The sequence below is a fragment of the Pseudomonas sp. UM16 genome, assembly GCF_050312595.1.
Lineage (GTDB): Bacteria > Pseudomonadota > Gammaproteobacteria > Pseudomonadales > Pseudomonadaceae > Aquipseudomonas.
This window is the reverse complement of record NZ_JBNPJT010000003.1, coordinates 233874-260053: the sequence shown is the minus strand read 5'-3', so window position 1 is coordinate 260053 and position 26180 is coordinate 233874. Positions and strand designations below refer to the sequence as shown.

Below are 26180 nucleotides of genomic sequence, written 5' to 3'. Positions count from 1 at the left end.
ACCCACCCATTAGGGTTATGGTCAGCCCTGCGCAATCGCTCGATAGTAACCCCATCGGCTCATCCCGAGCAGCCACACCAGGGAGTTGCTATGCGCAAGGCACTGAAGGTGATGTGCAGTCTGTTGCTGGCGTCCACCGCCACGGCCACCCTGGCCGCCGAAGTGGACCCCAGCAACACCCTCAGGTTGTACAACTGGACCGATTATATCGGCGAAACCACCCTCGCCGATTTTGAGAAAGCCACCGGCATCAAGGTGATCTACGACACCTTCGATGGCTATGAAACAGTACAGACCAAACTGCTCACTGGCCGCTCCGGCTACGACCTGGTGATGCTCAACGCCTCCCTGGTGCCGCCGCTGATCAAGGCCGGGGTGTTCCAGCCGCTGGACAAACAGCAATTGCCAAGCTGGCACAACCTCGACACTCAAGTCGTGCAGAACCTGCAAGACTACGACCCCGGCCTCACGTATTCGGCGCCCTACACCTGGGGCAGTTCCGGGGTGACCTACAACGTCGACAAGATCAAGGCGCGGATGCCCGATGCGCCAATCGGCTCGCTGGCGATGCTTTTCGATCCGAAGATTGTCTCGCGCTTTGCCGATTGCGGCGTGACCTTGATGGACGCACCCACCGAAGTCATCCCGCTGGCCCTCAAATACCTAGGCAAAGACCCACGTAGCGCGGCGCCCGCCGACCTCAAGGCCGCTGAAAAGCTGCTGTTGGACATTCGCCCCTACATCAAGAAATTCGACTCGGTGAACTACCTCACCAGTCTGCCCAACGGCGATGTGTGCATGGCCTTGACCTGGTCCGGCGACTACGCCACCGCCCAGGCCCGCGCCGAAGAGGCGAATAAAGACATACAGCTGGCGTTCTTCATCCCCAAGGAAGGCTCGCTGATCTGGTTCGACAATCTCTACCTGCCTAAAGATGCACCACATAGCGCCAATGCTCATCGTTTCATCGAGTTCCTGCTGCAGCCGCAGACCATGGCCCAGGTGACCAACTATATCCACTACGCCAACAGCAACGCAGCGGCCACCGCGCTTGTTCAGGCAGACATCCGCGCCAATCCGGCGATCTATCCCGATGACCTGACCCGTGAACGCCTGTTCGCGCAGAAAACCCAGGACGCCCGCGACATGCGCGCCATCACCCGGGTCTGGAGCACGGTCAAGACCGGTTTCTGAAAAGCCTCTGCTGTACCCGATTTCTATCGCCAAGGAGCTGACCATGGCTACGCCAAGCACTGCTTTCGCCACCCCGCTTGCTGATGATCCGCAGGTGGCCGCCGACAAGGCCCACTACATGCACGGCTATCACATGTTCGACGAGCACCGTGAACAGGGCGCGTTGAACATTGTGGCCGGGGAGGGTGCCTATATCCGTGACACCGAGGGCAACCGCTTCCTCGATGCAGTCGGCGGCATGTGGTGCACCAACATTGGCCTGGGCCGCGAGGAAATGGCCCTGGCCATCGCCGATCAGGTGCGCAAGCTGGCCTATTCCAACCCATTCTCGGACATGGCCAACACTGTGGCCATCGAACTGTGCGAGAAACTCGCCAAGCTGGCGCCGGGTGATCTTGACCACGTTTTTCTCACCACGGGCGGTTCGACTGCAGTGGACACTGCCTACCGGCTGATCCAGTACTACCAGAACTGTCGGGGCAAACCGCAGAAGAAACATGTGATTGCCCGCTACAACGCCTATCACGGCTCCACCACCCTAACCATGTCGATCGGTAACAAGGCCGCCGACCGGGTGCCGGAGTTCGATTACGCGCATGAATTGATCCATCACGTGTCCAATCCCAATCCGTACCGGGCCCCGGATGACATGGGCGAAGCCGAGTTTCTTGAATTTCTGGTAGCTGAATTCGAAGACAAGATCCTCTCGCTGGGCGCTGACAATGTCGCCGCCTTCTTTGCCGAACCGATCATGGGCTCCGGCGGGGTGATCATCCCGCCCAAGGGCTACTTCCTGCGCATGTGGCAGGTGTGCCAGACCTACGACATTCTGTTCGTTGCCGATGAGGTGGTGACCTCTTTCGGTCGCCTCGGCACCTTCTTTGCCAGTGAAGAACTGTTTGGTGTGCAACCGGACATCATCACCACCGCCAAGGGCCTGACTTCGGCCTACCTGCCACTGGGTGCCTGCATCTTCTCTGATCGGATCTGGAAGGTGATCGCCGAGCCGGGCAAGGGCCGTTGTTTCACCCACGGCTTCACCTACAGCGGCCACCCGGTGTGCTGCACCGCAGCGCTGAAGAACATCGAGATCATCGAGCGGGAAAACCTGCTGGAGCACGTCAAGGAGGTTGGCGGCTATCTGGAACAGCGTCTGCAGAGCCTGCGCGATCTACCTCTGGTTGGCGATGTGCGCTGCATGAAGCTGATGGCCTGTGTCGAATTCGTCGCCGACAAACGCAGCAAGGCGCTGTTTGCCGACGAGGTCAACATTGGCGAACGCATCCACCGTCGCGCCCAGGCCAGGGGTTTGCTGGTGCGCCCGATCATGCACCTGAACGTGATGTCGCCGCCGTTGATCATCACCCATGCCCAGGTCGATGAGATCGTGGAAACCCTGCGTCAGTGCATTGTCGAGACGGCCAACGAACTGCGTAAAGAAGGCCTGTACATTGGCGGTTAAAGGTAAGCGCCTGCCTCGTTTGCACCCGGGTCATGTTCCTGCTGATAGACTGCGGAGCATGAGCCACACATCCCTTGATACCCCGATCTGCCTGTCTCTGGGCGCTTTGCAGCAATGGCACGCGGCGCTGCAGAGCGCCTGTGCCCACAGTGAAACAGCGGCTGGCCTTGAGTACCTGGCCGCTGCGATCAGCCAGTTGGTGGCAGTCGAATCGATGATGATCAGCCTCGAGTGCCAGGGCCAGGCGCCGCAGTTGTTGTATCAGCAGGGCATTCCCGAGCAGCACCGCGACGCTATCCTTAATCGCTACTTCGCAGCGGGCTATCTGCTTGACCCTTTCTGTCTGGCGGTGGAAAGCGGCCTGGCCCAGGGCTTTTACCACCTGGAAGACATCGCCCCCGATCACTTTTTTGACAGTGACTACTACAAGGCCTATTACCTGGGCACCGGCTGCAGTGAAGACAGCTACTTCATTGCCGATGTCGGTGATGCCCGCAAGATTTCCCTTAGTCTGTTCCAGGGCTGCAGCGGTTCGCGTCTGAGCACCGAGCAGGTCAACCTGTTGCGTGCGGTTGAACCGATGGTTCGCCAGTTGCTGGTGAGTTTCGCCCACCATGGCCTGGCGCCAACCGCCGAAGTGGGCGGCGACAACAGCATCCAGGCGGCGTTTGACAGCTTTGGCTGTCAACTGCTGACCGACCGCGAACGCGAAGTCGCGCACATGATCTTGCGCGGGCACTCGGCCAAGTCCACCGCCAGCGAGCTGGGAATTTCTCCCGAAACCGTGCGCATGCACCGGAAAAACCTCTACCTCAAGCTTGAGATCAACTCGCAATCGGAGTTGTTCGCCTGCTTTATCGACTGGTTGCGCCGGGCGTCAGGCTAGGGGCCCCTGAAGGTCAAGCGCAGGATAATAGAGACGCTTGCGCGGACAATCGGAGTGCTGGCATGGACGAACATTCATTGCTTGGCCTGGGCTTGAGTGCCTTGCGCCGTGACGGCTACTGGCTGCTGCCCGGCGTGCTCGAGGCGCGCCAGATCGACCAGTTGCAGGTGGCAATCAGCGCATTGAGGCCGATGCATTGGGATTACAACGGCTTGCTGGAACACTACAAGTGCGTGTTCAACCGCGACCCGTTGTGGTTGGCTTACCTGGACCTGCCGGGTGTTATCGAACTGGCCGAGGCGGCGCTGGGTGAGGATTGTCACATCATCGGCCAGACTGCCTGGCGCAGCCATCCAGGCTATCAGGGCATGCCGTTGCACCTGGATTATCTGGTCATGGAACTGCCGCCAGCGTTGTTGGCCGATCCCGCTTTTGAGCTGCCGATGCAGATCTGCACCGTGCAGTTTTATCTGGATGACATCGATGCCGAACTGTCGCCAACCCGCGTGTTACCGGGTAGCCATCGGGCAGGGCGCAAGCCGGCGCCTGGGGAACAGCAATGGCAAGGCCAGCAGGCGCAAAACATCCTCTGTCGAGCCGGTGACGCGCTGATGTTTCGCAGCGAACTGTGGCATGGCGGCAGCGACAACCGTAGCGTTGATCGCAGCCGTTCGATGCTCCAGGTGCACTATGGCCGACGCATGGTCGCGCAGAAGTTTTCGCCTTACCTGCACTGGCACTTCAACCCGGCAGTGCTCGCGGCGGCAACGCCACGTCAGCGGCGGTTACTTGGCGAGCACACCGAAGCCGAATATGACTGATTCAAGTCTGGGCCTTGACCGCCAGCACATTGCACAGGGTGTGGTCGAGCAAATGCTCAGTGGTGCTGCCGGTCAAACGCTCAAGCAGTTTGCGGGGATGGTTGCCCATCACCAGCACGTCGGTGCGGCTGTGGGCAACAAAGTCAGCAATGCTGCGGGTGATCGGCGCTGAAAGAAAATGCTGACGCTCCACCGGCACCGCGTGACGCGCGGCCATTTGTTCGAACACCTTGTGAATCGATTTGCGCACATCACTGCCAAAGCCCGGGACGGTCACGGTGCCGGCGCCGAAGTCAGCCATATGGGTGTGGGCGCTGTCGCAGACATGCAGCAGATGTAATTCGGCGTTGCACTGGCGAGCCAGATCACTGGCGGCCTGGATCACGGTTTCGTTGAGGTCACTGTGCGGATGCTCGGGGTGGGTCGGGTCGACGGCGGCCACCACCACGCGTGGCAGTGGGCAGTGCACGGCGGTCACCAGGTGCATCGGGCACGGGCACTCTCGTAGCAGTTGCCAATCCAAAGGGGTGAACAACAGGCGTTTGTAAGCGGCTTCGTGCTGCACGTCCTTGATCAGCAGGTCCGGGTCGATCTCCTTGACCTGATTCAAGGCAGCACCGAGCACATCGCGGGTGAGGACGACTTCGGTGCTGACGCGGATGCCGTTCTCGTGGAACAAGGTGGCTTCGTCGGCCAGCCACTGGCGGCTGTCCTGTTCGCGGGTCTGGTTCAGGTGTTCATCACCGCTGATCAAACCGAGGGTGTCAAGCTCCTCGACAAAGGCGCAGATATGCAGGGTGGCACCGGTAGCGTGGGCCAGGGCGGCGGCGCGCTCCATTGCCGGGGTGTGGCGCATATCGGCGCCGACCATCAGGAACAGGCGTTGGTACTGGCTCATGGTGCACCTCCGGTCGCGTTGCATTGCCAGGCCCCGAGCTTGAGTTTAGCCCATTGCCTGCAACGCTCCCGAAAGCGGCACTAACAGCTGCCCAGCGGCGGTCACTCAGCCGCGACGGTCCAGCCAGACGGTTTGCGCGTTGCAGAACTCACGGACCCCGAAGTGCGAGAGCTCGCGGCCAAAACCGCTCTTTTTCACTCCGCCGAAGGTCACGCGGGGATCTGAGGCGCAGTAGCCGTTGATGAATACACCGCCTGTGTCCAGCTCTTCAGTGAGCTGGGCCGCCAACTCCAGGTCCTGAGTGTAGATCGTCGAGGCCAGGCCGAACTCGCTGTCGTTGGCCAGTTCCAGGGCATGACGGGCGTCACGGGCGGTGATGATCGAGGCCACCGGGCCGAACAGCTCCTGGCGGAACGAGGTCATCTGGTCGGTAACGTCGGCCAGCACGGTTGGCGCATAGTAGTTGCCCGCACCTTCGGCTTTATGGCCGCCCAGCAGCAGGGTAGCGCCTTCAGCCAGGGTGGCTTGCACCTGTTCATCGAGCTCGTCGCGCAGATCGAAACGGGCCATCGGGCCGAGGTAGGTCTGCTCCGACAGCGGGTCACCCATGACCAATTGGCGGGTGGCTGCGACGAATTTCGCGGTGAAGGTTTCGACCACCCCTTGTTCGACGATCAGGCGCTTGGCTGCGGCGCAGACCTGGCCGGTGTTGGCGTAACGGCCAATGACCGCAGCCCTGACTGCTTCGTCGAGGTTGGCGTCATTGAGGACGATGAACGGGTCGGAACCGCCCAGTTCCAGTACACATTTTTTCAGCGCAGCACCGGCTTGGGCACCGATGGCCATGCCCGCGCGGACGCTGCCGGTCAGGGTCACGGCAGCGATGCGTGGGTCCTTGATAGCCTGGGAGACGCCGTCGGGGGTGACGTTGATGACTTCGAACACGCCGTCAGGTATACCGGCTTGCTTGAGCACGTCGAGCATCAGGTAGGCGCTGCCCATTACGTTCGGTGCGTGCTTGAGCACGTAGGTGTTGCCGGCAATCAGCGCCGGCACCGCGCCGCGCAGTACCTGCCAGACCGGGAAGTTCCACGGCATTACGGCCAGGATCGGGCCCAATGGGCGGTATTCGATGCGTGCCTTGCCGTTTTCCACCAGGGTCGACTCGGCGTTGAGCATGCCTGGGCCTTGGGCCGCGTACCACTCGCACAACTGAGCACATTTCTCCACTTCGCCACGGGCCTGAGCCAATGGCTTGCCCATTTCCAGGGTAATCATCTGCGCCATGTCAGCGGCGTTTGCGCGGATTGAGCTGGCCAGGGTGAGGATCAGTTGGGCGCGTTCAACCACGGGCGTACGGCGCCATTGGCTGAAGCCGGCTGCAGCACGGGTCAGCGCCGCATCAAGGTCGGCTTCACACTGGTAGGGGTAGTGGCCGATAGCCTCGCCGTTGGCGGGGTTGATCGACACAGCATGGGTCTGGCTGGAGAACGCGGTCATGGCACTGGCCTGCAGGAGAGGGAGTGAGGCCAGAGTAGAGGGCTGTGCAGGTCGTGGAAACTGAATAATAATGAGCCTTACATTCACAATTGGAGAATGACGTGGACCTGGTTCAGTTGGAAATCTTCAAGGCGGTGGCCGAGCACGGCAGCATCAGTGCCGCCGCCCAGCACATTCACCGGGTGCCATCGAACTTGACGACGCGGATCAAACAGCTGGAAAGCGATTTGGGCGTCGAGTTGTTCATCCGTGAGAAGAGCCGCTTGCGCCTGTCGCCAGCAGGTTGGAACTTCCTTGATTACACCCGGCGCATCCTTGCCCTGGTCGAAGAGGCGCGGATGACCGTGGCCGGTGAAGAGCCTCAAGGGCCATTTGCCTTGGGTTCGTTGGAAAGTACTGCAGCGGTGCGTATTCCGGCTTTGCTGGCGGCTTACAACCAGCAGTACAGCAAGGTCGAGCTGGACCTGTCCACCGGACCCTCCGGGGCGATGATCGACGGCGTGCTGGCCGGGCGCCTGGTGGCAGCCTTCGTCGATGGCCCGGTGTTGCACCCGACTCTGGACGGGGTGCCAGTGTTTGAGGAGGAGATGGTGCTGATCGCGCCGCTGAACCATGGGTCGGTCAAGCGTGCTCAGGACGTCAATGGCGAGAACATCTATGCCTTTCGCGCCAACTGTTCATACCGCCATCATTTTGAGCGCTGGTTCAGCAACGACGCGGCGGTACCGGGCAAGATCTGCGAAATGGAGTCGTACCACGGCATGCTCGCCTGTGTCAGTGCCGGTGCGGGCCTGGCGCTGATGCCACGGAGTATGTTGCAGAGCATGCCGGGTTGCACCACGGTCAGTGTCTGGCCGCTGTGTGAAGACTTTCGTTACCTGCACACCTGGCTGGTCTGGCGGCGCGGCACTGCGTCCCAGAGCCTGTCGAGTTTCGTTCAGTTGCTTGAAGCGCGCGGGCAGGCCAATACCCTTAAGCAGGCCTGAAAAAAGTTGATTTCAATCAGACGGTAAGGTGCTATTCATTAGCTAGACTGTTTCCATCGCCCCCTACGTCTTGGGCGCGCCGGAGCCACCATGCTTGATTACTTTGCTTTAGGTTTGTTGATTTTCGTTGGCTTGGTGATGTTCTACGGCATCATCGTGCTGCACGACATTCCGTACGAAATCGCTGTTCATCGCAACCATCCGCACCAGGATGCCATTCATGCCACCGGCTGGGTCAGTTTGTTCACCCTGCATGCGCTGTGGCCGTTTCTGTGGATCTGGGCAATGCTCTACCGTGAGGATCGCGGTTGGGGTATCGGTAGCCACACACCCGTCACTGAATTGCAGCGCGAGGTCCAGGCGTTGCAGCAGCGGGTGGCGCAGCTTGAGGCAGAAAAGGCCAAGCCCGATGATCCCCGGCCCAATTCTGGCGGGGGGATCTAAGCCATGGATCTGTTACTGATTCTGACCTACGCGGCAATCTGTGTAGCGATCTTCAAGATTTTCCGTATTCCTTTAAACAAATGGACCGTGCCGACGGCGGTGCTCGGTGGGGTGATCATTATTGGCGCCCTGATCTTCACCATGAACTACAACCACCCGTATTCAGAGGTGGCGCGCTCTTATTTCGTTTCAGTGCCGGTGATTCCGGTGGTCACCGGCAAGGTGATCGATGTACCGGTACAGGGTAATCAGCCGTTGAAAGAGGGCGATGTGCTGTTTCGTATCGACCCTGCACCGTTCGAGTACAAGCTCAAGTCACTTAAGGCCCAGCAATTGGCGGCCAAGGGCGATCTGTACCGGATCAATGAACTGATCAAGCGTAACTTCGGCACCCGCCGTGAACAGGAAGCGGCCTTGTCCAGGGTCGATGATTTGCAGGCGCAGATCGATAATGCGCAGTTCGAGCTGGATAACACCGTTGTTCGGGCGCCGAGCCGGGGGTATGTCACCCATGTTTCGTTACGCAGGGGGATGATGGCCACTCGCTTGCCGTTGCGGCCGTCGATGGTGTTTATTCCAGATGAGGGCCAGTATTTTGCGGCCTGGATGCGCCAGAACAGTTTGTTGCGCTTGACACCGGGGGACGAGGCTGAGGTGGCCTTTGACGGGATTCCCGGCCGAGTGTTCAAGGGGCGGGTGAAGAATGTGATTGCGGTGATTGCCGAAGGGCAGGTGCAGCCATCAGGCACGTTGATCGGTTATACCGGGTCGCCACCCGCGGGGCGGGTACCGGTGATCATTGAAATTACCGATCCGGAGTTCGCCAAGTACAGCGCGCAGATGCCCGGTGGGGCTTATGGGCAGGCGGCGCTCTATAGCCAGCACTTTCATCATATTGCGATGATGCGCAAGATCCTTTTGCGCATGGCAGCCTGGATGAACTACATCTTTCCGTTCCATTGATGGAGGGCGCCAGCATCCGTCAGTGCAGCGATGGGCAGCGACTGACGCCACTGCTGGCGGCCTGACTGACCAGTTCGGTGAAGCGCTTGAGGTTCTGTTGATGGGCCACCACCAGTTCCTCGATGGTGGCACCGGCCGGGGTCTGAATTACGCTGCGGCAGTTGAGGGCATTGGCCTCAGTGCCGCCAGCGGTACGCAGACGCCAGCGGGCGTCAAACAACGCGTATTGGCCGGGTAGCGAATCAAAGCGTTGCACATCCACACGCAAGCCCAGGCGCGGTTGGGCATTATTGCTGGCGAACTGGTTGTTCAGGGCATTTTGCAGTTCGTCGGCCAGGCTTGCGCCCCACCATTCGGTTTCAAGAATCGCCAGGCTGCTGTTGCTTTGGCGAATCACCATTTGTGGCCGGTCAACCTGGGGTGGGACGCTGATCATCTCCAGCTGTACGTCGACTTTACTGACCGGTACCGGCTGCTGCGGGATCAGCGTGTGGTAGTGGATTGGATCGCTGCGGCAGGCTGCCAGCAGCAGGCTCAAGCCCAGTAGTGCGAATTTGCTAACGTGCGCCATGCTCAAGCTCCTGCGGTCAATTGCGCGACGGTTTCAAGGTGTCAGCCGGGGCATCCTTGGGCCTGCCTCGCAGCAGGGAGTCCGGATTGCGGCCCAGGTAGTCGGCCAGCTCACGCAAGGAGCGTGACATGCGGCCCAGCTCGTCCAGGGTCTGGGTCAATTGCTCACGTTGTGGCGAGTCGTCGGCCAGGGTTGAGTTGGCCGATTGCAGGGTTTTGCTGAAGTCTTGCAAGGTGCCTTGCACCCCAGGCAGGGTACGGGTGTTGAACTGCCGCAAGCCTTTGTGCAGCTCCACCAGGTTGGCGTCGATGTTGTTGGCGATGCGTTCGACCGGTAGGCGATTGAGGCGATCGACCATGATTTCAAATTTCTCCTGCAGTTGTTCCAGGCTGCCCGGCACGGTGGGAATCGTGATCGGGCGGGCCGTTGGATCGAAGGCCACCTTGGGCGCTTTGGGGTCGAAGTCCAGGGCGATGTAAAGTTGCCCGGTGAGCAAGTTGCCGCTGCGCGCCTGCGCGCGCAGGCCGTTCTCGACGAAGGTGCCGAGCAAGCGGGCTGCGGCCTGTTCATCATCCGGGTCATGTTTGAGCGCTTTGAGCAGCTTGGTGTGGGCACGGCCCAGGCGTTGCGGGTAAATGACGATGCCGACGTTGACCGGAAAGGTGCGTTTTTCGGCGTCGAAATCCAGGTTGACTGACACTACCTTGCCGATTTCAACACCTAGGAACTCTACCGGTGCATCGACTTTCAGGCCACGCAGTGCCTGATCGAATCGTAAGGCCAGGTACTGTGCCTTGCCATGGGGCGGGGCCAGGGCGATTTGCTCATTCTCGAACAACTCGAACATTTGGTTTTCGCTGGCCACCTGGTCCTCGGGATTGAACGGCGGGGCACGGAACGCGATGCCGCCGACCAGCAGCGCCGACAACGATTCGGTGCGCACGGCAAAGCCATTGGCGCCGGCCTCAAAATCAACGCCGCTGGCATTCCAGAAACGGGTGTTATTGGTCACGTAGGCGTCATTGGGCGATTGCACGAACACTTCGACATCGACAGCTTTGCCATCCTTGGTCAATTCATAGGACACCACTTGGCCAACGGGAATCTTGCGGTAGTACACCGGCGAGCCGACGCCCAGTGAACCCAGGTCGTTGGTGCGCAGCATAAAGCGCTTGCCCGGTTCGTCGTAGGTGATCGGTGGCGGCATCTCAAGGCCGGTAAAGGTTTTTGCGCGTCTGCTGGCCTGGCCCGCGTCGGCGCCGATGAAGTCACCCGACAGCAGGGTATCAATGCCGGATACGCCGCCAGCGCCGATGCGTGGGCGCACCACCCAGAAGGTCGAATCTTCACGGGTGAAATTCTCCGCTTGTTTGTGCAGTTTCACCGTGGCAGTGACGTGCTTCTGGTCGTCGCTCAGCTCCACGGTGCTGACCTGGCCGATTACCACATTGCGGTATTTGACCTCGGTCTTGTTGGCGGTCAAACCTTCGCCGGTCTTGAAGGTGATTTGAATGGTCGGGCCTTGTTGCAGCCAGTCGTGTACCACCAGAGAAATACCCACCAGCACGGCGATGATCGGAACGATCCACACCAGCGAAACGCTGAAGCGTCCGGTCTTGACGGTCTTGGGGGCTGGCACTGGCGGTTCTTCAGTGGCTGCTGACTTCATCCAACTGCTCCTTGGGTTCGGGGCTTTCCCAGATCATTCGAGGGTCAAAACTCATGGCCGCGAGCATGGTGAACACCACCACCAGGCCGAAAAACAGAATGCCCGGGCGCGGTTCGATGTCGCCCAGCGCCTGAAACTTGACCAGGGCTGCGACCAACGCCACGACGATCACGTCAAGCATCGACCAGTAACCGATCAGCTCAACAAAACGAAAGAGCTTGGAGCGTTCCTTTTGCGCCCAGGTGCTGCCGCGCTGTGAAGTAACCAGCAGCAGGCCCAGGGCAACGAATTTGGTTGCTGGTACGGCGATGCTGGCGATGAAAATGATCAAGGCAATATCCCAGGCGCCGTGGGCCCAGAACTCGATCACCCCACTCATGATGGTGCTGTCATCACCGCTGCCGAGCATTTTGGTGTTCATCACCGGCAGCAGGTTGGCGGGTATGTAGAACACCAGCGCTGCAATCAGGTAAGCCCAGGTGCGCGTCAGCGAGTTGGGCTTACGCGCATGAAGGGGAGCGCTGCAGCGTGGGCATTCATGCGCCGACTGGCTGGCATCGCACGCCAGGCCACAGGCGTGGCACAGCACCAGGTTGAGTTCGCTGGCCAGTGGCGGGTTGCTCATGGCAGGGTCTCCCACAGTTCGCGGATGTCGCGACCGGCCACGCGAATAATCAACAGGCTCAAGGCCGCCAGTGCCAGCAGGCCAATGCCGGGCAATACATCAAGCAGACCAGCCAGTTTGAACACCGCGACCATCGCCCCCAGCAGGCAGACTTCGAGCATGCTCCAGGGGCGCAAGGTTTCCAGCCAACGCATGCACATTTTAAAGCCTGGCGAACGCTGGCCATTGAGGGCAAACCCCAACACCCAGAGCAGTAACAACAGCTGGAACATCGGCGCAATGATGATCGAAATTGCCGCCACCAAGGCGATAAAGGTAATCGGCCCGGTGGCCAGGGCGCGTACCGAATCCCACAGGGTGGCGCTGTTGGCGAAACCCTGCAGCTTGATGCTCATCACCGGGTAGAAATTGGCCAGCAGCCATAGCACACCCGCGGTAAGGGTCAACGCCAGGCGCTGTTGCAAGGTCAGGCCGTTGTAGCGTTGCAACACCGCACCACAGCGCAGGCACAAGGCTTTTTGGTGTTTGACGAGAGGAACCTTGTGGTAAACGCAATCGCAATGTTCGCAGATGATCAGTTGCTCGCTTTCCAGCATGGTGCTTACTCAAGCGACCGGAGGGACTAGCTCAATATAGTCGGCGTGTGAGGAACTTCGCGGATTTTTCGGATATCGGCAGGCCGGCGATCGACATGGGCTATACCTGACCACCGCACGGCGTTCGCCGCGCAGTGGCGAATGCGCTGTGAATGATCAGGAGTACAAGTGTACTCCTTGTGTTTTTTACACATGCAGTAATGATTACCGGCGCGTGAACAGCACCACGGGACTAAGCTTTTTCTCTTGCGCACTCATTCGCACAGGAGCCTCGCCATGCCCACCCGTCGCGATTTTCTGGCGGCCAGCGCTACCTTGGCGGCCGGTCTCGGTTGTTTGAGCTTGCCGGGTAATGCCTTTGCCCAGTCCGCTGGTGCCATGCTCAGCCGTAAAATTCCCAGCAGTGGCGAGGCGCTGGCGGTGATCGGTGCGGGGACCTCGGGCAGCTTTGAGGTCGATGCCGATTCTGCGCAGTACCAGCAGCTAAAACAGGTGCTCAAGGTGTTTTTCGCCGGCGGCGGCCAGGTGATCGATACCTCGCCCAACTACGGCGGTGCCGATGCGGTGCTGGGCCAGTTGCTGGAGGAGGGAGGCTGGCGCAGCAGCACGTTCTTGGCGACCAAGATCGCTGCTGACAGCCGCGCTGCTGCGCAGGCGCAATGGGCAGGCACACTGCGTAGCCTGCGCACCGATAAGGTTGATTTGCTGCAGATCCATAATCTGCGTGACTGGCAACGCCAATTGCCTTATGCCCGTGAGCTCAAGGCACAGGGGCTGACACGCTATGTTGGCGTGACCCATTACGTGGACGGCGGCCTTGAGGAACTGGAGCGGATTCTGCGTCAGGAATCACTCGATTTCATCCAGATTCATTATTCTGTCAACTCACCGGGCGCCGCCCAAACCGTGCTGCCGTTGGCTCAGGACAAAGGCGTGGCGGTCTTGATCAACCGCGCGTTTGACGACGGCCGGCTGTTTGCCAAGGTCAAAGACCAGCCCTTGCCCGCTTGGGCGGCGGAAGCGGGCATTGGTAGTTGGGCACAGTTGTTCCTCATATTTGCCATCAGCCACCCGGCGGTGACCACGGTAATCCCGGCCACCAGCCGCCCCGAACGTCAGCTGGATCAGCTCATAGCGGGCAGCGGGCCGTTGTTGACCGCTGCGCAGAGCGAGCAACTGATCGCGCAGTTCGCCTGAGCGAGCACGCCATGCCTGCCCTGGGAAGTCGCTTGTTTAACGTCCGCGAGGGCGAGAGGCCTCTGGTGGTGGCAGGGCTCGCGCTGTTTTTCTTGCTGTTCTGCGGGTATTTCATGTTGCGCCCGGTGCGTGAAACCATGGGCGTGGCCGGTGGGGTGGAAAACCTGCAGTGGTTGTTTACCGGCACGTTCGTGGTGACCTTGATCGCGCTGCCGCTGTTTGGTTGGCTGGCGTCAAAGGTGCAACGCCGCCATATTCTCCCCTGGACCTACGGTTTTCTTGCCGGCAATTTGCTGCTGTTCGCCGGCTTGTTTGCACGCCAGCCGGAAAATCTATGGAGTGCCCGAGCGTTCTACATCTGGTTGTCGATGTTTAACCTGCTGACGATTTCCCTGGCCTGGAGCGTGCTTGCCGACTTGCTGTCGAGCGAGCAGGCCAAGCGCCTGTTTGGCTTGCTCGCAGCCGGTGCGAGCCTTGGTGGCCTGGTCGGGCCGTTACTGGGGACATTGCTGGTTGCGGTGATTGGCCACGCCGGGTTGGTGCTGCTGGCCACTGCTTGCCTGTTGGGGAGTATCGTCGCGGCGGGCTACCTGCAGGGGTTTCGCGACCGCCATCCGTTACCGGCAGACGCTGAACTGCCACGCTCCAAGCCACTGGGCGGTAATCCCTTCGCCGGGGCCAGCGAGGTGTTTGCTTCACCGTATTTGCTGGGTATCGCGCTGTTTGTGGTGTTGTTGGCGAGCGTCAGTACGTTTTTGTACTTCGAACAGGCTCGACTGGTGGCCGCACATTTTTCCAGTCGCACTGAGCAGACCCAGGTGTTTGGTTTGATCGACAGTCTGGTGCAGTTGTTGTCGATCCTCACTCAGGTATTTGTCACCGGGCACCTGGCGCGCAAGCTTGGGGTAGGTATCTTGCTGGTGGCCGTACCGTTGGTGATGGTGCTGGGGTTTCTCTGGCTGGCGTTGGCGCCGCTGTTTGCGGTGTTTGTGCTGGTAATGGTGGTGCGTCGGGTGGGGGAGTATGCGTTGGTACGGCCCGGGCGGGAGATGCTCTATACGGTGGTGGTGCCGGAGCAGAAATACAAGGCGAAGAACTTTACCGACACGGTGGTTTATCGGGGCGGTGATGCGCTGAGTGGTTGGGTCAAGCGGGGGCTGGATTTGTTGGGGGATCATCCGGCGTTGGCGATGGTGATCGGCGCTGGGATTGCTTTGGTCTGGGCGGTGACTGGGGCTTGGTTGGGGCGTCAGCAGCGGCGGCTTGAGGGGGGAGAGTAGGCGCTGCCGTGAGGCTGCGATCAGGCGCGAAAAATAGGGGTAAAACGAAAGCGTGACTCACAGCTCAAGAGACTGGGTCAGCCCAACCTGAATCGCCCCTGCTGACCAGATTTGCCGCGGGACATGTAACCCACTTTTTTCTCTGTAAACCACAGCGGGTAACAGTTGGAAAAATCGGTTAACAACCAGTGGGGAACAGGGTTAGCCTATCGCTTGTTGGCGCTAACCCCCCTTACTCCTGGTTCGACGCAATTACTTGAGCGCGATCGGTTCGCCGTTGACGGCCCAGCTTACGCCGAAGCGGTCGGTCAGCATGCCGAAGGTCTTGGCCCAGAACGCGGGTGCCAGCGGCATCGTCACCTGGCCACCTTGCGACAGCGCGTGGAAGGTGCTGTGAGCCTTGTCGATCGTGTCGTACTGCAGTGCGAGCATCACGCCCTTGACGCCTTCGTATGGCATGCCGGGCGGGGTGTCGCCGGCAAACAGCTTCGCACCACCGGGCAGCGCCAGGCAACCGTGCATGATGCCGTCCCCACTGGGTACTGTGCCACTATCACAGCCTTCGCCAAGGATGGCGGACGCAGGCATGTCGGCGTAGCTCATCAGGATTTCGATCTTCGCGCCGAGCGCCTTTGCGTAGAATGCAAAGGCCTCGCGAGTGTTTCCGTTGAAGCTGAGGTAGGCAGTAAGAGTGGTGCTCATGCTGGGCTCCTGTTGCCGACGTGGATGGACTCGATGTGTCGGCATCATTTAGTCGAACGACTTCGACGTCTTTCGACAGCCGCAACAAATTTTTTTCTCAACCCCCACTTCGGCCAACCGGCGCAGTAGAAAACGCTCGGGCTGCTGGCACGCCAAGGCCGCACCAGTTCGGTCGAAAATCAGTGCAATAAGCCCGTCTCACGAATCAAAGTTCGTAAGTTTGCAGCCGCTGACGAGTAAAACAAACTCTAATACGGCTTACGTTGGTTTTCGTCGCGTAACAGCAGCGCATTACTGCGCCGTCTTCCCCTAAGAACCGGACCTGTGAATCGCCCCTCATCCGGCTCATACCTCTCGTTACGCTGTCCCAGGCAGAGACGCGCCAATCCTGCGTTTCTCCCTGATCAAACATGTCACCATCGCCGCTACGCCAATGCTGAATACATACAACGCCTGCGGGCCGGAATTCTCCATCATCGCACCTGCTACCAAGGGGCCGACGGTGGCTCCGATGCCAAAGGTCATCAGCAGCACTCCGGCGACTGATACACGCAGCTCTGGCTCCAAATTGTCATTGGCATGGGCCACACCCAGTGGATAAAGACAGAACTGCAAGAAGCCGACAGCAGCCCCCGCCAACATAATCCACAGCTGCCCTGATGCCAGCCCGAAGGCCAGCGGCAGGTAGGCGATGCACAATAATGCAGCGGTAGCGCGGATCAGAATGATGCGGGAAAAATGATCCGACAGTTTGCCCAACGGCAGTTGCGCCAACAGTCCGGCCCCAATGCTGATGGCCATGAACTGCCCGACTTGCGCCGGGGTGAAGCCCAGTTGAGCGGCAAAGATCGGAGTCAGTCCATACAGGCAACCATTCAACAATCCCGAGGCCAGAATCGTGAACAGCGATTGGGGAAGCCTGCGCAGGTATACCATCGGCTTGATCCGTGTCTGGCTAATGCTGCCAGGCTCGATACCTCGGTGCAGGGCCAAGGGGATCAAGCCAATGGCAAAGGCAATGGCCACGCCCGTCAACGCCAGGGTGTGCAGTCCATCCCCGAGGCTGAGCATCAGTTGCCCGAGCATCATGCCGACGTAGCTGGCCACCATGTACAGCGACATGGCGCCGCCTCGCCGGCTGACCGGGGCGCAGTCGTTGAGCCAGCTCTCGATGACCATCAGTTGGCACATCATCGCTGCGCCGACGATGAACCGCAGGGCAAGCCATAGCGGCACGCCATCACTGAGCTGGTGCGTGAGCACCGCAGTGACAATCACCCCGGCGCTCACCACAAAAGCCCGTGCATGGCCGACCAGGCCGATCAGCCAGTAGCCGGAGCGGGCACCCAGCACCATGCCCAGCGCGTTGGCAGCCATCAGCGCGCCGCCCCACAGCTGTGCCACACCGGAGGCATCCAGGCGCAGGGCCAGGTAGGTCATCAGCAGGCTGGAGCCCAGCTGCATCAACAAGGCAGCGACATAGATCGTGCCGAACCTTTTGGATAGTGCAAACAATTGGGTTCCCCAGACCAGTGCGGTCGGTAGTCAGGCAAGGCCGTTGCGCTGTTTCCAGTCGCCTGGGTACACCACATAACCGAACAGCGCGTGGCCTGCGTACACCAGCTCCGTGCCTTCCGGAATCCACAGCATCTGGCCGGGCGAAACGCGATACACCTCGCCGTTGGCCTGGAGTTCAAAGCAGCCCTCAATGACAAAAATCACTTCGTCGTAGAGCACTGTCCAAGCCACTTCGGCGCCTTCCCAGCGGGCAAAGCCGATGCCCAGGTGGGGCGACACTTCGTTGCTGATGGCGCGCGCTACCCACGCGTCGCCAGGCGGGCCGCCGCGATGGACAAAGTCCAGGTCGCGGTGGTCGACCAGGCGCACCGGGCCTCTGGCGCTTGGCACGCGGCTCATACTTCGCTCCTGCTGTTGAATGCTGCCCAACGAATCCGGGTGCGTACGCCCATGCCGAGGAACGGCTCAGGTGGATTGCGCGAGGGCATACCGGTCACGGCGCGGATGTCATTCAACCGGCCGGAATCGGCACCCACCGCCATGTCGGCCAGCAGCGTGCCGGAGATGGTGCCCCATGCTGCGCCCACGCCGTTGTCGCAGGCGGTGGCGTAGACACCGTCATCGAGCTGGCCGAAGTAGTTGGTGAAGTTGCGCGAGATCGCATACACCCCGCCCCAGGTATGGGTGAACGGCACCTGCGCCAATTGCCGATAACGCGCCTCGAACGCCTTGCGATGATCCTCGCGAATCTTGTTGCGGGTGGCATCGGTGATGCTGCGGCCGTAGCGAGGAACATGCTTGTAGGTATTGCGGATGATCAGGCGCCGGTCCTGGGTCATGCGTATGGTGGTACCGGCGTGGTCGGCAGGGGTAAGGCCCCAGTCGGCCTGGGCGCCAACCTTCGCCATCTCGGCATCGCTGAGGGCGCGCGTCCAGCTGGCGAAGGTCATCACGGGCAGCAGGCGGTTACGCAAATAGCCGAATTCCTGGGTGAAGATGCTGGTGCCCAGCAGTACCTGTGGCGTGCGGATCATGCCATTGTCACCCTGTAGCAGCCATCTGCCGTTGGCGTCTTTTTCAAGCGTGCGGATCGGCGACTCTTCAAGCACCTCGACATTGCCGGGCAGGGAATCACCCAGGCCGCGCACCAGGGCAGCAGGCTGCATCAGGTAGCAACCGGGGGTGTAGATGGCGCGGCTGTAGTAGCGGCTGCCGAGTACGCCCGCCAGTTCGTCGCGTTCGACCACGCGGTAGGGTTCACCCAGATCAGTCATCAATTTCTCGAAGTGATCCAGGTAGCTCTCGCCACGTTCGCCTACGGCGCCCTGGTATTTACCGGCATGGGACCACTGGCAGTCGATACCGTGGCGGCCGATCAGGGTTTGCAGTTGATCAATGGCGGCCCGGTTCAGGCCCAGCAGGCGTTGTTTGTGCTGTGGATCGGGATGCTCCAAGGCGAATTTGTGCGGCAGGTCGATGACGAAACCCGAGTTACGGCCGGAGGCGCCGTAGGCGATGCGCTGGGCATCCACCAGAACAATGCGCGACTGTGGCTGGTGCTCGGCCAGACGGCGTGCGGCGGCCAGGCCGGCGAAACCTGCGCCGATCACCACGTAGTCGGCGTTTTGTTCGCCGACCAGGCGCTTGCTCGGCGACGGCTCTGGCAGTGCGGCATACCAGCCGCAGGTGCGGTCATCGTGAGGCAGATTGACAATACTGTTCATGGTTCGGCCTCAGGCCACATTCTGTTGGGTGTCCTGGCAGCTTTGCAGCCAGGTATTACGTTGCAGTTGTGCCTGGCGCCCGAGCAACACGAACCCACGTATGGCACCACCGAGGTCATGGAACACGGCGCTCAACCCATCGCTGGTCGCATTGCAGCGCCACTGGCCTTCGCAGTCACCGGGAGGTGTCAGCAGGCAGAGCGGGGCAGCGGGGGTTTTCACAGTTACCGGCGCCAGCGGGTAGTGGGCGGCAGTCGGCTGACCCAGCAGTGTCCTGGCCAGGGCACGAATGCCTTCGTTAATCGGCGCAAGGTAGGGCAGCAACTGGCCATTGATCTGGACGCAGTCACCCAGGGCGTAGATGCCCGGTTGCGAAGTCTGTAGCCGGGCATCGACCTTGATCCCGCGACCGCAGTCCAGGCCTGCTTCCAGGGCCAGCTCAAGATTGGGACGCAAGCCCACCGCACTGAGCACCAGGTCCGCATTAACGACTTGACCGTCGGCCAGCGTCAGTTGGTAGCCATCGCTGGTGCGCTCGATGCGCTGCAAGGTGGTGCTCAGGTTCCACTGCACGCCCAGCCCCGACAGTGCCTGCTGCAAGTGCAGGCCCGCCGCCTCGGGCAGCAGGCGCTCCATGGGCCAGGCACCGAGGCCGATTACCCGTACCTGATAGCCATTGCTCGCAAGGTCGTTGGCAAACTCGCAGCCGATCAAGCCATCGCCAAGAATCGCCACGCTGCGCACGCCTTCAAGGCGTTGGCGGAACGCCTGGTAATCCTGCAGGTTGTTGACGCTGAGCAGCGCCTCGGCACAGCCCTCGATAGGCACCCGTACGGCAGAGGCGCCACTGGCCAGCACCAGTTGGCCGTAGTCCATTTCGCCGAGGCCGGTATACAAGCGCCGCGCCTGGGTATCGATGCGTTCGACTTTGCAGCCGGTATAGATACGAATGCCCAGCCTCTGCTCGATCGCCAGCGGCGTTTCGGTGGCCAGGGCTGCGGCGGTACGTCCCTGGGCTAGGGCGATGGACAGCGCAGGCTTGGAATAGAGATGCCCCGATTCTTGGGTCAGTACGCGAATCTCCAGCTGCGGGTCGGCCTTGCGCAGGGCCTGTGCCAGGCCGTAGCCTGCATGGCCGCTACCGATGATGACCACCGGTTGGGCGGGACGAGCGGCAACCAGTGGTTGCGCCTGGATAACCGGCGCGGCAGCCACAGCTGCAATCGGGGTGCTGAGTTCGATCATTTCAAAGTCGGCCTTGCCGACCTTGCACTCAGGGCATAGCCAGTCTTCAGGTACATCCTCCCAGCGGGTGCCGGGGGCAATACCGTCGTCGGGCCAACCCTTGGCTTCGTCGTAGATCAGGCCACAGATGATGCAGAGCCAGGTTTTCATCGTGCTACCTCCTCACTCGCCCTTGATACGCACGGCCAGGTTCTTGGTCCTGACGTAGCTGTAGAGTGCCTCCTGGCCTTTTTCCCGTCCGAAGCCTGAAAGCCCAACGCCGCCGAACGGCGTTTCGATGCCACCGGCATACCATTCGTTGATGAACACCTGGCCGGCGCACAGGCGCCGCGCACAGCGCAGAGCGCGATTGAGGTCCTGAGTGAACACGCCGGCCACCAGCCCGAACTCGGTGCCGTTGGCAATGGCGATGGCCTCTTCTTCACTGTCGAAGGGGATCACTGCCAGCACAGGGCCGAAGACTTCGGTCTGGGCAATTTCCATCTGCGCAGTCACATCGCGCAGTACGGTTGGCGCCATGTAGTGTCCGCGCAGGCCGCTGATGGCTTCGCCGCCGGTGGCGACCACCGCGCCTTGCTGCTGGGCACGTCGGCACAGGGCCTCGATGCCTTCGAGCTGGCCGACAGAAATCACTGGCGTGTGGTCGGGGTTGTCCTGGCCCAGGCCCACGGTCAGCCCCTCGGCCATCGCTACCACGTCAGTGACAACCTCGTCGTAGATCGAGCGATGTACCAGCAGGCGCGACATGGCCGAGCACACCTGGCCTGCGTTGAAGAAGATTCCGCTTTTCACACTGGTGATCAGTTGCTCGCGATCGGCATCCGGGAACACCAGGGCGGCCGACTTGCCACCCAGTTCCATCACGCTGGGAATCGCGTGTTCGGCGGCAGTGCGCAGGATACTCTGGCCGGTACCGACGGAGCCGGTGAAGACGATCTGGTCGACATCGCGATGGCCGGCCAGGTAGGCCCCGACTTCACGGCCACGGCCGCAAATCAGGTTGACCGCACCCTGTGGCAGGCCGGCAAGCTCGATGGCCTGCATCAGCACGCACAGACCAAGCGGCGACAGCTCCGGCGACTTGATCACCACCGCGTTGCCGGCCGCCAGGGCAGGGGCCAGGGAGCGGGCGCAGATCGACACCGGGAAATTCCACGGCACGATCTGCAGCGACACGCCCATAGGGTCGTAAACGGTGAAGTCCATGTAGCCGTCGCCCAGCGGAATCGACTTGCCTTCGATCTTGTCGGCCATGCCGGCGTAGTACTCGAAGTAGCGCGCGGCCTCGACGAACTCGTCACGGGCATCGCGCAGGCTCTTGCCGTTTTCCTGGCACAGCACCCACGCGCCTTCGTCGGTGATTGCACGAATCTGCGTGGCAATCTCAAGCAGCCAGGTCACTCGCTGCGCAGGGCGCACGCGGCTCAGCGCGTTGCTATCCGCACAACGCCGGGCGGCCTGCAGGGCGCGTTCGGCGTCGGCCACGCTGGCCTGGGCGATGGTCGCCACAAGGTCGCTGGTGCCGGGGTTGTGGATGCTCAGGTGCTGCTCACTGTCGGTCCACTGGCCGTCGATGAAGTTCAGCCAGTGCGGGGCTATCGAATGCATGGTGATCACCTCAGGCGCGATGTGCGCAGTCGAGCAGTTGGCGGGCAGCCCACTTGTGGAAGTAATGGGTCGGCAGGTCCATCTCGGGCGAGAACGCACCGCCGCTGTAGCCTGGCGAGGAGCGGCCCTTCTGCATGCCTTCGACCGAGGCTATGTCTTCGGCGAACACCACGCGCCAGGATTCCATTACCGCTTTGCGTGAGGCGTCGTAATGGCTGTCGAGTGCTTCGTCACCCACGTAGAACAAGCGCAGGTGCTCTATGGTTTTACCCGGCGCCACCGGCTCGAGCATCATGGCGAACGCATGATCGGCCTGGATGCCCAGCAGTACGTTGGGGAAGAATGCCACGTACTCGGCGGTGCGCAGGCGGTCCTGCGGCCAGGACGGGAAGATCGGCAAATGGGTGCCGGCAACGGCCGAGAGGTTGTAGGCGTGGCTGCCCTGGCCGGCGAATTCCTCGAACATGATGTTGTAGTGGTCTTCCAGGCGCGAGTAGCTGTTCAGGCTCGGGTGCACCCACGGTAGGTGGTAGGCCTCGCAGTAGTTCTCGACCGCCAGCTTCCAGTTGCAGTTGACCTCGATGCTCATGGCACCGCTGTTCGCTTCACGGCGCAGCAGACTCATGCCGTCAGTGCCCAGGAACTGGGCCCAGCGTTCGGTCAGCGGCTGCAGTTGCTCTTCAAGGGCCGGTGCGTCGCCAGACAGGTTGATGAACACCATGTCCATCCAGATCGTGGTGCGCAGCGCTTTCAGGCCATGCTTCTCGCACGCGAAACGCTCGTCTTTGTGCTGATTGATCCCGCCGACGTGCGGCGTGCCTTTGAGGCCGCCGTTCAGGTCATAGGTCCAGGAGTGGTAGGGGCAACGGATCACACCCTGCACTTCACCCGCCTGTTGCACCAGTTTCACGCCGCGGTGGCTGCAGACGTTATGGAACACCTGCACCAGGCCTTCGCGGTTGCGCATCATCAATAGCGGCAGGCCCATGAAGTCGACCGGTTTGACGTAGCTGTTGCTCGGCAGGTCGCTGGCAAAACCGATGCAAGCCCAGTTGCGCCCCAGCACTTCGTCGCGCTCAAGTTCGAAATAGCGCTGGTCGGTGTAGAACTCGTTGGTCAGGCCGTGGGCTTCATGGATAGGCGCCAGAACGGTTTCCAGGGCGTGGACGGGAATAAGGCGGGAATCAGTCGATACGGTCATTTTTTGTTTTCTCTTGTTAGATGCACGGCAGGCAATGCCTTGATGCCTGGTACCAGTTTCAGCAAGAGAAGGAGTGCGCGACAAACGATTTATTTGAGTGCGATTTATCAGTTTTTATCATTAATGATTTATTCGTGAGTGACGGTAATGGCAAAGGAATAGTTGATGAACGGTCATGTTTGGGACTTTTCAGATTAATGACTTTTGGTAATTAATTGATGACTAGAAATGGTTTGTCGAAGTGCTGGCAATTCTCCCATTTTGATAGGGCCCAAGGGAGCGTGCCGCGCCTTGGGCCTGCGGGAAGACCGCCGCCAGGGATCCGGCACCTGCCTGTGGCAGCGGCTCTACCCAAACCGTGACATCAAACCCTTGAACAAAAACAATAGGGGATAACCAATGCGTGCCGAATCTGGCCTGCTCAAAGGCCTCAATCCCACCGTGACGATCTGGTCGTTACTGGCCGTTGTAGCCTTCGTGCTGTTTTGCGCCCTGTTTGCCGAACATGCAGCAGCGGCTTTTCAAAGTGCCTCCGACTTCATCCTGCAGAACTTCAAATGGTTCTACCTGATCTCCGTCACGGGTGTACTGGGGCTGCTGATCTATCTGATGTGCAGCAAGTTCGGGCATATCAAGCTGGGACGTGATGACGACAAACCCGAGTTCAGCTTCGGCTCCTGGATCGCCATGTTGTTCAGTGGCGGCATGGGCATCGGGCTGATCTTCTGGTCGGTTGCCGAACCCATGTGGCATTACGCGGGCAACCCGTTCGCCACCGGCCTCACCGACGAAGCCGCCACCACTGCCATGCGCATCACCCTGTTCCACTGGGGCCTGCATCCCTGGGCCATTTTCACCATCGTCGGTCTGGGCCTTGCCTACTTTGCCTACCGCAAGGGCTTGCCGCTGAGCATGCGCTCGATCCTTTACCCGCTAATCGGTGAGCGCATCTATGGGCCCATCGGACATGTGGTGGACATCCTTGCTGTGGTGATTACCGCGTTCGGTGTATCCCAGTCGCTGGGCCTGGGCGTGGTGCAAATGAACACCGGCCTGAGTCAGGTGTTCGATCTGCCCATCAGCCTGGGGGTGCAGATCACCCTGATTGTGCTCATTACCATGGTCACCACCGTATCGGTGATGGCCGGAGTGTCGCGTGGCATGAAGCGCCTCTCGGAATGGAACATGCTGTTGTCGGTGGTGCTGGTGGTGATGATCCTGCTGCTGGGGCCAACCCGCTACATCCTCAACCTGATGCTTGAAAGCACCGGAGACTATGCCAGCCATGTAGTGGGCCTGAGCTTCTGGAGCGATACTCAGAAAGACAGCGGCTGGCAGAACTGGTGGACGGCGTTCTACTGGCCGTGGTGGATGACCTGGGGCCCGTTTGTCGGTCTGTTCATTGCGCGAATTTCAAAAGGCCGCACCATTCGTGAACTGATCGCAGGCGCACTGTTGGTACCCACCCTGGTGACCATCATCTGGATGTCGGTGTTCGGTGGTGCCGCGCTCAAGGCTGAGCAGGTCGATCGTCAACAGCACGCAGAACTGGTCGCGAGTGGTGAGCTGCAGGGCGACAAGGCTAAGTTCGAAGGTGGCACGGTATTGCTGGCGACCAAGCAGGAAACCACCGCTGCCATGTTCACCCTGCTGCACAAGATCGACGCGGGTACGTTGGGCAAGGTGCTGAGCGTGCTGGTCTGCATCCTGTTGGCGACGTACTTCATCACCTCGGCCGACTCCGGCACTCAGGTGCTGTGTACGTTGAACGCCATGGGCAGTGCCAACCCGCCGCATAGTATCCGCCTGCTCTGGTGCATCCTGGAGGGCGCCATTGCCACGGCCCTGCTGATGGCGGGGGGGCTCAAGGCGATCCAGATGGCGAGCATCGCGGCAGGCTTGCCGATTGCGGGGTTCATCCTGCTGATCAGTTACACGCTGATGCGCAGCTTGCGCCAGGAGATGGCTGACGGCCTGCTCGATGTGCCGCCGGGTGGGCGCCTGCCAATCCCGGGGGCTCTTGCGCAAGGCATCACGCCGGTGGGTGGAACGCTGGCAGGCGGGGGGCTTGATATGGGGCTAACGGCGAAGAAAGCCGGCTGAGCACAACCCGGCTTGGAAAGGCACAAAACCGACAGCCATAAGCTGTCGGTTTTGCGTTTCTGGGCGTCTATTTCTGTACTGAAGGCTGGGCCATCAACCAATTCCGGAACAGCCGCACGCTTTCACGCGGGCCACGCTCGGTAGGCAACTCCAGCAGGCAGAACTTGGCGTCGGTCTGCAGTACCACATCGTTGGGCTTGACCAGCGCGCCGGTGCTCAACGCATCGTCCACCAGGTTGCCCCAGGCCAGCGCCACACCCTGGCCACTGATCGCCGACTGGATCAGCATGCTGTAGCTGTTGATGTTGACGCGATGCTTGGGTGTCATGGGCTCGTACCCCAGGCGCTTGAGCCACTCGGGCCAGCCGACCCAATCGCGCTGGGAGTCTTCAAGCCACAGCCAGGTACACGACGACAACCCTTCGATGCTGCTCAGTTGCGGGTGCCTGGCCAGATAGGCCGGGCTGCACACCAGGAAGATTTCTTCTGAAAACAGCGGCGTGACCGCCATGTCCTTGGGCGGTGGATTGCAGTAGTAGAGGGCCAGGTCGCTGTCGAGCCTGGTGTAATCCTTCACATGGTCGTGGGCGATGATCCGCAGATCGATGTCTTCATGGGCGTTCTGGAATTCCGACACCTTGGGCAGCAACCACAGCGAGGCCATGGCGGTACTGGTGGCCACGGTGACTTGCTGGTTGCCTTGCCACTGGCGAATCTCGCCGGTGGCGCGGGCCAGGTGCAGCATGCACTCACGCACTGTTTCGTAGTACTGCGCACCGCTGGGAGTGAGGGTCATGGTGCGGGTGGTGCGGGTGAACAGTGCCTTGCCCAGGTAGTCTTCCAACAGGCGAACCTGACGGCTGATTGCACCTTGGGTGACGTTCAGTTCCCTGGCAGCAAGGGTAAAGCTCAAATGACGGGCTGCAGACTCAAACGCATGCAGGCTGTTGAGCGGGGGAAGAGGCTGGATTTTCACGATTTGGGATT

The 26180-nt window shown here is 60.6% G+C and carries 24 protein-coding genes and 1 pseudogene; 10 read left to right on the top strand and 15 right to left on the bottom strand.

Annotated features, from left to right (window positions below; all coding sequences use genetic code 11):
* Nucleotides 1–90 precede the first annotated feature (90 nt).
* The 4 genes from ACQRAX_RS04890 (at nucleotide 91) to ACQRAX_RS04875 (ending at nucleotide 4363) form a co-directional block, all read left to right on the top strand.
* Nucleotides 91–1194: a polyamine ABC transporter substrate-binding protein gene (locus tag ACQRAX_RS04890; RefSeq protein WP_412039174.1), complete on the top strand. Its 1104-nt coding sequence runs from the start codon at nucleotides 91–93 to the stop codon at nucleotides 1192–1194.
* Between the two features lie 43 nt (nucleotides 1195–1237).
* Nucleotides 1238–2656 carry an aminotransferase gene (locus tag ACQRAX_RS04885; RefSeq protein WP_412039175.1) on the top strand — a complete coding sequence of 473 codons (1419 nt, stop codon included), beginning with the start codon at nucleotides 1238–1240 and terminating at the stop codon, nucleotides 2654–2656.
* 58 nt (nucleotides 2657–2714) lie between these two features.
* Nucleotides 2715–3542, top strand: coding sequence for a helix-turn-helix transcriptional regulator (locus tag ACQRAX_RS04880; protein ID WP_412039176.1), 828 nt, complete (start codon nucleotides 2715–2717; stop codon nucleotides 3540–3542).
* A gap of 62 nt (nucleotides 3543–3604) precedes the next feature.
* Nucleotides 3605–4363 (top strand): phytanoyl-CoA dioxygenase family protein, encoded by a 759-nt coding sequence (locus ACQRAX_RS04875; RefSeq protein ID WP_412039177.1) that lies wholly within the window; start codon nucleotides 3605–3607, stop codon nucleotides 4361–4363.
* A 1-nt stretch (nucleotide 4364) separates the two neighbouring features.
* Here ACQRAX_RS04875 and ACQRAX_RS04870 read toward each other — a convergent pair whose 3' ends face one another.
* A complete protein-coding gene (locus ACQRAX_RS04870) occupies nucleotides 4365–5261 on the bottom strand; it encodes a universal stress protein (RefSeq protein ID WP_412039178.1) in 897 nt (298 codons plus the stop codon).
* A 105-nt stretch (nucleotides 5262–5366) separates the two neighbouring features.
* Nucleotides 5367–6761 carry an aldehyde dehydrogenase family protein gene (locus tag ACQRAX_RS04865; RefSeq protein ID WP_412039179.1) on the bottom strand — a complete coding sequence of 465 codons (1395 nt, stop codon included), beginning with the start codon at nucleotides 6759–6761 and terminating at the stop codon, nucleotides 5367–5369.
* A 101-nt stretch (nucleotides 6762–6862) separates the two neighbouring features.
* Between ACQRAX_RS04865 and ptrR the strand changes: the two genes are divergently transcribed.
* The 3 genes from ptrR (at nucleotide 6863) to ACQRAX_RS04850 (ending at nucleotide 9154) form a co-directional block, all read left to right on the top strand.
* Nucleotides 6863–7747: a putrescine utilization regulator PtrR gene (ptrR, locus tag ACQRAX_RS04860; protein WP_412039180.1), complete on the top strand. Its 885-nt coding sequence runs from the start codon at nucleotides 6863–6865 to the stop codon at nucleotides 7745–7747.
* Between the two features lie 90 nt (nucleotides 7748–7837).
* Complete coding sequence (locus ACQRAX_RS04855) at nucleotides 7838–8191, top strand: DUF3302 domain-containing protein (protein WP_412039181.1); 354 nt, start codon at nucleotides 7838–7840, stop codon at nucleotides 8189–8191.
* Between the two features lie 3 nt (nucleotides 8192–8194).
* Nucleotides 8195–9154 (top strand): HlyD family secretion protein, encoded by a 960-nt coding sequence (locus ACQRAX_RS04850; protein WP_412039182.1) that lies wholly within the window; start codon nucleotides 8195–8197, stop codon nucleotides 9152–9154.
* A gap of 19 nt (nucleotides 9155–9173) precedes the next feature.
* On the opposite strand, the gene ACQRAX_RS04845 is transcribed toward ACQRAX_RS04850, so the two are convergent.
* Genes ACQRAX_RS04845 through ACQRAX_RS04830 form a run of 4 tightly spaced genes read right to left on the bottom strand, consistent with a single transcriptional unit; the run spans nucleotide 9174 to nucleotide 12615 of the window.
* Entirely contained in the window at nucleotides 9174–9725 is a 552-nt protein-coding gene (locus ACQRAX_RS04845; RefSeq protein ID WP_412039183.1) for a PqiC family protein, read from the bottom strand.
* A 16-nt stretch (nucleotides 9726–9741) separates the two neighbouring features.
* Complete coding sequence (locus ACQRAX_RS04840) at nucleotides 9742–11394, bottom strand: intermembrane transport protein PqiB (RefSeq protein WP_412039184.1); 1653 nt, start codon at nucleotides 11392–11394, stop codon at nucleotides 9742–9744.
* On the bottom strand, nucleotides 11375–12019 hold the full coding sequence (locus ACQRAX_RS04835) for a paraquat-inducible protein A (RefSeq protein WP_412039185.1): 645 nt from the start codon (nucleotides 12017–12019) through the stop codon (nucleotides 11375–11377). The genes ACQRAX_RS04840 and ACQRAX_RS04835 overlap by 20 nt, the downstream gene beginning before the upstream one ends.
* Nucleotides 12016–12615: a paraquat-inducible protein A gene (locus ACQRAX_RS04830; RefSeq protein ID WP_412039186.1), complete on the bottom strand. Its 600-nt coding sequence runs from the start codon at nucleotides 12613–12615 to the stop codon at nucleotides 12016–12018. Before ACQRAX_RS04830 ends, ACQRAX_RS04835 begins: the two co-directional genes overlap by 4 nt.
* 276 nt (nucleotides 12616–12891) lie before the next feature.
* On the opposite strand from ACQRAX_RS04830, the gene ACQRAX_RS04825 reads away from it, so the two are divergent.
* Both ACQRAX_RS04825 and ACQRAX_RS04820 read left to right on the top strand, forming a co-directional pair.
* Complete coding sequence (locus ACQRAX_RS04825; RefSeq protein ID WP_412039187.1) at nucleotides 12892–13812, top strand: aldo/keto reductase; 921 nt, start codon at nucleotides 12892–12894, stop codon at nucleotides 13810–13812.
* An 11-nt stretch (nucleotides 13813–13823) separates the two neighbouring features.
* On the top strand, nucleotides 13824–15092 hold the full coding sequence (locus tag ACQRAX_RS04820) for an NTP/NDP exchange transporter (protein WP_412039188.1): 1269 nt from the start codon (nucleotides 13824–13826) through the stop codon (nucleotides 15090–15092).
* Between the two features lie 252 nt (nucleotides 15093–15344).
* On the opposite strand, the gene ACQRAX_RS04815 is transcribed toward ACQRAX_RS04820, so the two are convergent.
* The 8 genes and pseudogenes from ACQRAX_RS04815 to ACQRAX_RS04780 form a co-directional block, all read right to left on the bottom strand.
* Nucleotides 15345–15794: a VOC family protein gene (locus ACQRAX_RS04815; RefSeq protein WP_412039189.1), complete on the bottom strand. Its 450-nt coding sequence runs from the start codon at nucleotides 15792–15794 to the stop codon at nucleotides 15345–15347.
* 357 nt (nucleotides 15795–16151) lie between these two features.
* A complete protein-coding gene (locus ACQRAX_RS04810; protein WP_412039190.1) occupies nucleotides 16152–17309 on the bottom strand; it encodes an MFS transporter in 1158 nt (385 codons plus the stop codon).
* Nucleotides 17310–17339: 30 nt separating this feature from the next.
* Nucleotides 17340–17711 carry an ethanolamine utilization protein EutQ gene (locus ACQRAX_RS04805; RefSeq protein ID WP_412039191.1) on the bottom strand — a complete coding sequence of 124 codons (372 nt, stop codon included), beginning with the start codon at nucleotides 17709–17711 and terminating at the stop codon, nucleotides 17340–17342.
* On the bottom strand, nucleotides 17708–19036 hold the full coding sequence (locus tag ACQRAX_RS04800) for an NAD(P)/FAD-dependent oxidoreductase (protein ID WP_412039192.1): 1329 nt from the start codon (nucleotides 19034–19036) through the stop codon (nucleotides 17708–17710). Before ACQRAX_RS04800 ends, ACQRAX_RS04805 begins: the two co-directional genes overlap by 4 nt.
* A 9-nt stretch (nucleotides 19037–19045) precedes the next feature.
* Nucleotides 19046–20281: an FAD-dependent oxidoreductase gene (locus ACQRAX_RS04795; RefSeq protein WP_412039376.1), complete on the bottom strand. Its 1236-nt coding sequence runs from the start codon at nucleotides 20279–20281 to the stop codon at nucleotides 19046–19048.
* A pseudogene (locus ACQRAX_RS04790) lies at nucleotides 20270–20431 on the bottom strand (rubredoxin); the annotation flags it as partial. The pseudogene ACQRAX_RS04790 and the gene ACQRAX_RS04795, both read right to left, overlap by 12 nt.
* 12 nt (nucleotides 20432–20443) lie before the next feature.
* Nucleotides 20444–21889, bottom strand: coding sequence for an aldehyde dehydrogenase family protein (locus ACQRAX_RS04785; RefSeq protein WP_412039193.1), 1446 nt, complete (start codon nucleotides 21887–21889; stop codon nucleotides 20444–20446).
* Nucleotides 21890–21899: 10 nt separating this feature from the next.
* The gene (locus ACQRAX_RS04780; RefSeq protein ID WP_412039194.1) at nucleotides 21900–23090 is read right to left on the bottom strand and encodes an aromatic ring-hydroxylating oxygenase subunit alpha; all 1191 of its coding nucleotides are present in this window, start codon (nucleotides 23088–23090) and stop codon (nucleotides 21900–21902) included.
* Nucleotides 23091–23489: 399 nt separating this feature from the next.
* Between ACQRAX_RS04780 and ACQRAX_RS04775 the strand changes: the two genes are divergently transcribed.
* A complete protein-coding gene (locus ACQRAX_RS04775) occupies nucleotides 23490–25193 on the top strand; it encodes a BCCT family transporter (protein WP_412039195.1) in 1704 nt (567 codons plus the stop codon).
* A 67-nt stretch (nucleotides 25194–25260) separates the two neighbouring features.
* Here ACQRAX_RS04775 and ACQRAX_RS04770 read toward each other — a convergent pair whose 3' ends face one another.
* On the bottom strand, nucleotides 25261–26169 hold the full coding sequence (locus ACQRAX_RS04770; protein ID WP_412039196.1) for a LysR substrate-binding domain-containing protein: 909 nt from the start codon (nucleotides 26167–26169) through the stop codon (nucleotides 25261–25263).
* Between the last annotated feature and the right edge of the window lie 11 nt (nucleotides 26170–26180).

Excerpts from the sequence above, each read along its gene's own strand:
- ACQRAX_RS04890 (WP_412039174.1), top strand. The coding sequence starts at position 91 with ATGCGCAAGGCACTGAAGGTGATGTGCAGTCTGTTGCTGGCGTCCACC.
- ACQRAX_RS04885 (WP_412039175.1), top strand. The coding sequence starts at position 1,238 with ATGGCTACGCCAAGCACTGCTTTCGCCACCCCGCTTGCTGATGATCCG.
- ACQRAX_RS04880 (WP_412039176.1), top strand. The coding sequence starts at position 2,715 with ATGAGCCACACATCCCTTGATACCCCGATCTGCCTGTCTCTGGGCGCT.
- ACQRAX_RS04875 (WP_412039177.1), top strand. The coding sequence starts at position 3,605 with ATGGACGAACATTCATTGCTTGGCCTGGGCTTGAGTGCCTTGCGCCGT.
- ACQRAX_RS04870 (WP_412039178.1), bottom strand. The coding sequence starts at position 5,261 with ATGAGCCAGTACCAACGCCTGTTCCTGATGGTCGGCGCCGATATGCGC.
- ACQRAX_RS04865 (WP_412039179.1), bottom strand. The coding sequence starts at position 6,761 with ATGACCGCGTTCTCCAGCCAGACCCATGCTGTGTCGATCAACCCCGCC.
- ACQRAX_RS04855 (WP_412039181.1), top strand. The coding sequence starts at position 7,838 with ATGCTTGATTACTTTGCTTTAGGTTTGTTGATTTTCGTTGGCTTGGTG.
- ACQRAX_RS04850 (WP_412039182.1), top strand. The coding sequence starts at position 8,195 with ATGGATCTGTTACTGATTCTGACCTACGCGGCAATCTGTGTAGCGATC.
- ACQRAX_RS04845 (WP_412039183.1), bottom strand. The coding sequence starts at position 9,725 with ATGGCGCACGTTAGCAAATTCGCACTACTGGGCTTGAGCCTGCTGCTG.
- ACQRAX_RS04840 (WP_412039184.1), bottom strand. The coding sequence starts at position 11,394 with ATGAAGTCAGCAGCCACTGAAGAACCGCCAGTGCCAGCCCCCAAGACC.
- ACQRAX_RS04835 (WP_412039185.1), bottom strand. The coding sequence starts at position 12,019 with ATGAGCAACCCGCCACTGGCCAGCGAACTCAACCTGGTGCTGTGCCAC.
- ACQRAX_RS04830 (WP_412039186.1), bottom strand. The coding sequence starts at position 12,615 with ATGCTGGAAAGCGAGCAACTGATCATCTGCGAACATTGCGATTGCGTT.
- ACQRAX_RS04825 (WP_412039187.1), top strand. The coding sequence starts at position 12,892 with ATGCCCACCCGTCGCGATTTTCTGGCGGCCAGCGCTACCTTGGCGGCC.
- ACQRAX_RS04820 (WP_412039188.1), top strand. The coding sequence starts at position 13,824 with ATGCCTGCCCTGGGAAGTCGCTTGTTTAACGTCCGCGAGGGCGAGAGG.
- ACQRAX_RS04815 (WP_412039189.1), bottom strand. The coding sequence starts at position 15,794 with ATGAGCACCACTCTTACTGCCTACCTCAGCTTCAACGGAAACACTCGC.
- ACQRAX_RS04805 (WP_412039191.1), bottom strand. The coding sequence starts at position 17,711 with ATGAGCCGCGTGCCAAGCGCCAGAGGCCCGGTGCGCCTGGTCGACCAC.
- ACQRAX_RS04800 (WP_412039192.1), bottom strand. The coding sequence starts at position 19,036 with ATGAACAGTATTGTCAATCTGCCTCACGATGACCGCACCTGCGGCTGG.
- ACQRAX_RS04795 (WP_412039376.1), bottom strand. The coding sequence starts at position 20,281 with ATGATCGAACTCAGCACCCCGATTGCAGCTGTGGCTGCCGCGCCGGTT.
- ACQRAX_RS04785 (WP_412039193.1), bottom strand. The coding sequence starts at position 21,889 with ATGCATTCGATAGCCCCGCACTGGCTGAACTTCATCGACGGCCAGTGG.
- ACQRAX_RS04780 (WP_412039194.1), bottom strand. The coding sequence starts at position 23,090 with ATGACCGTATCGACTGATTCCCGCCTTATTCCCGTCCACGCCCTGGAA.
- ACQRAX_RS04775 (WP_412039195.1), top strand. The coding sequence starts at position 23,490 with ATGCGTGCCGAATCTGGCCTGCTCAAAGGCCTCAATCCCACCGTGACG.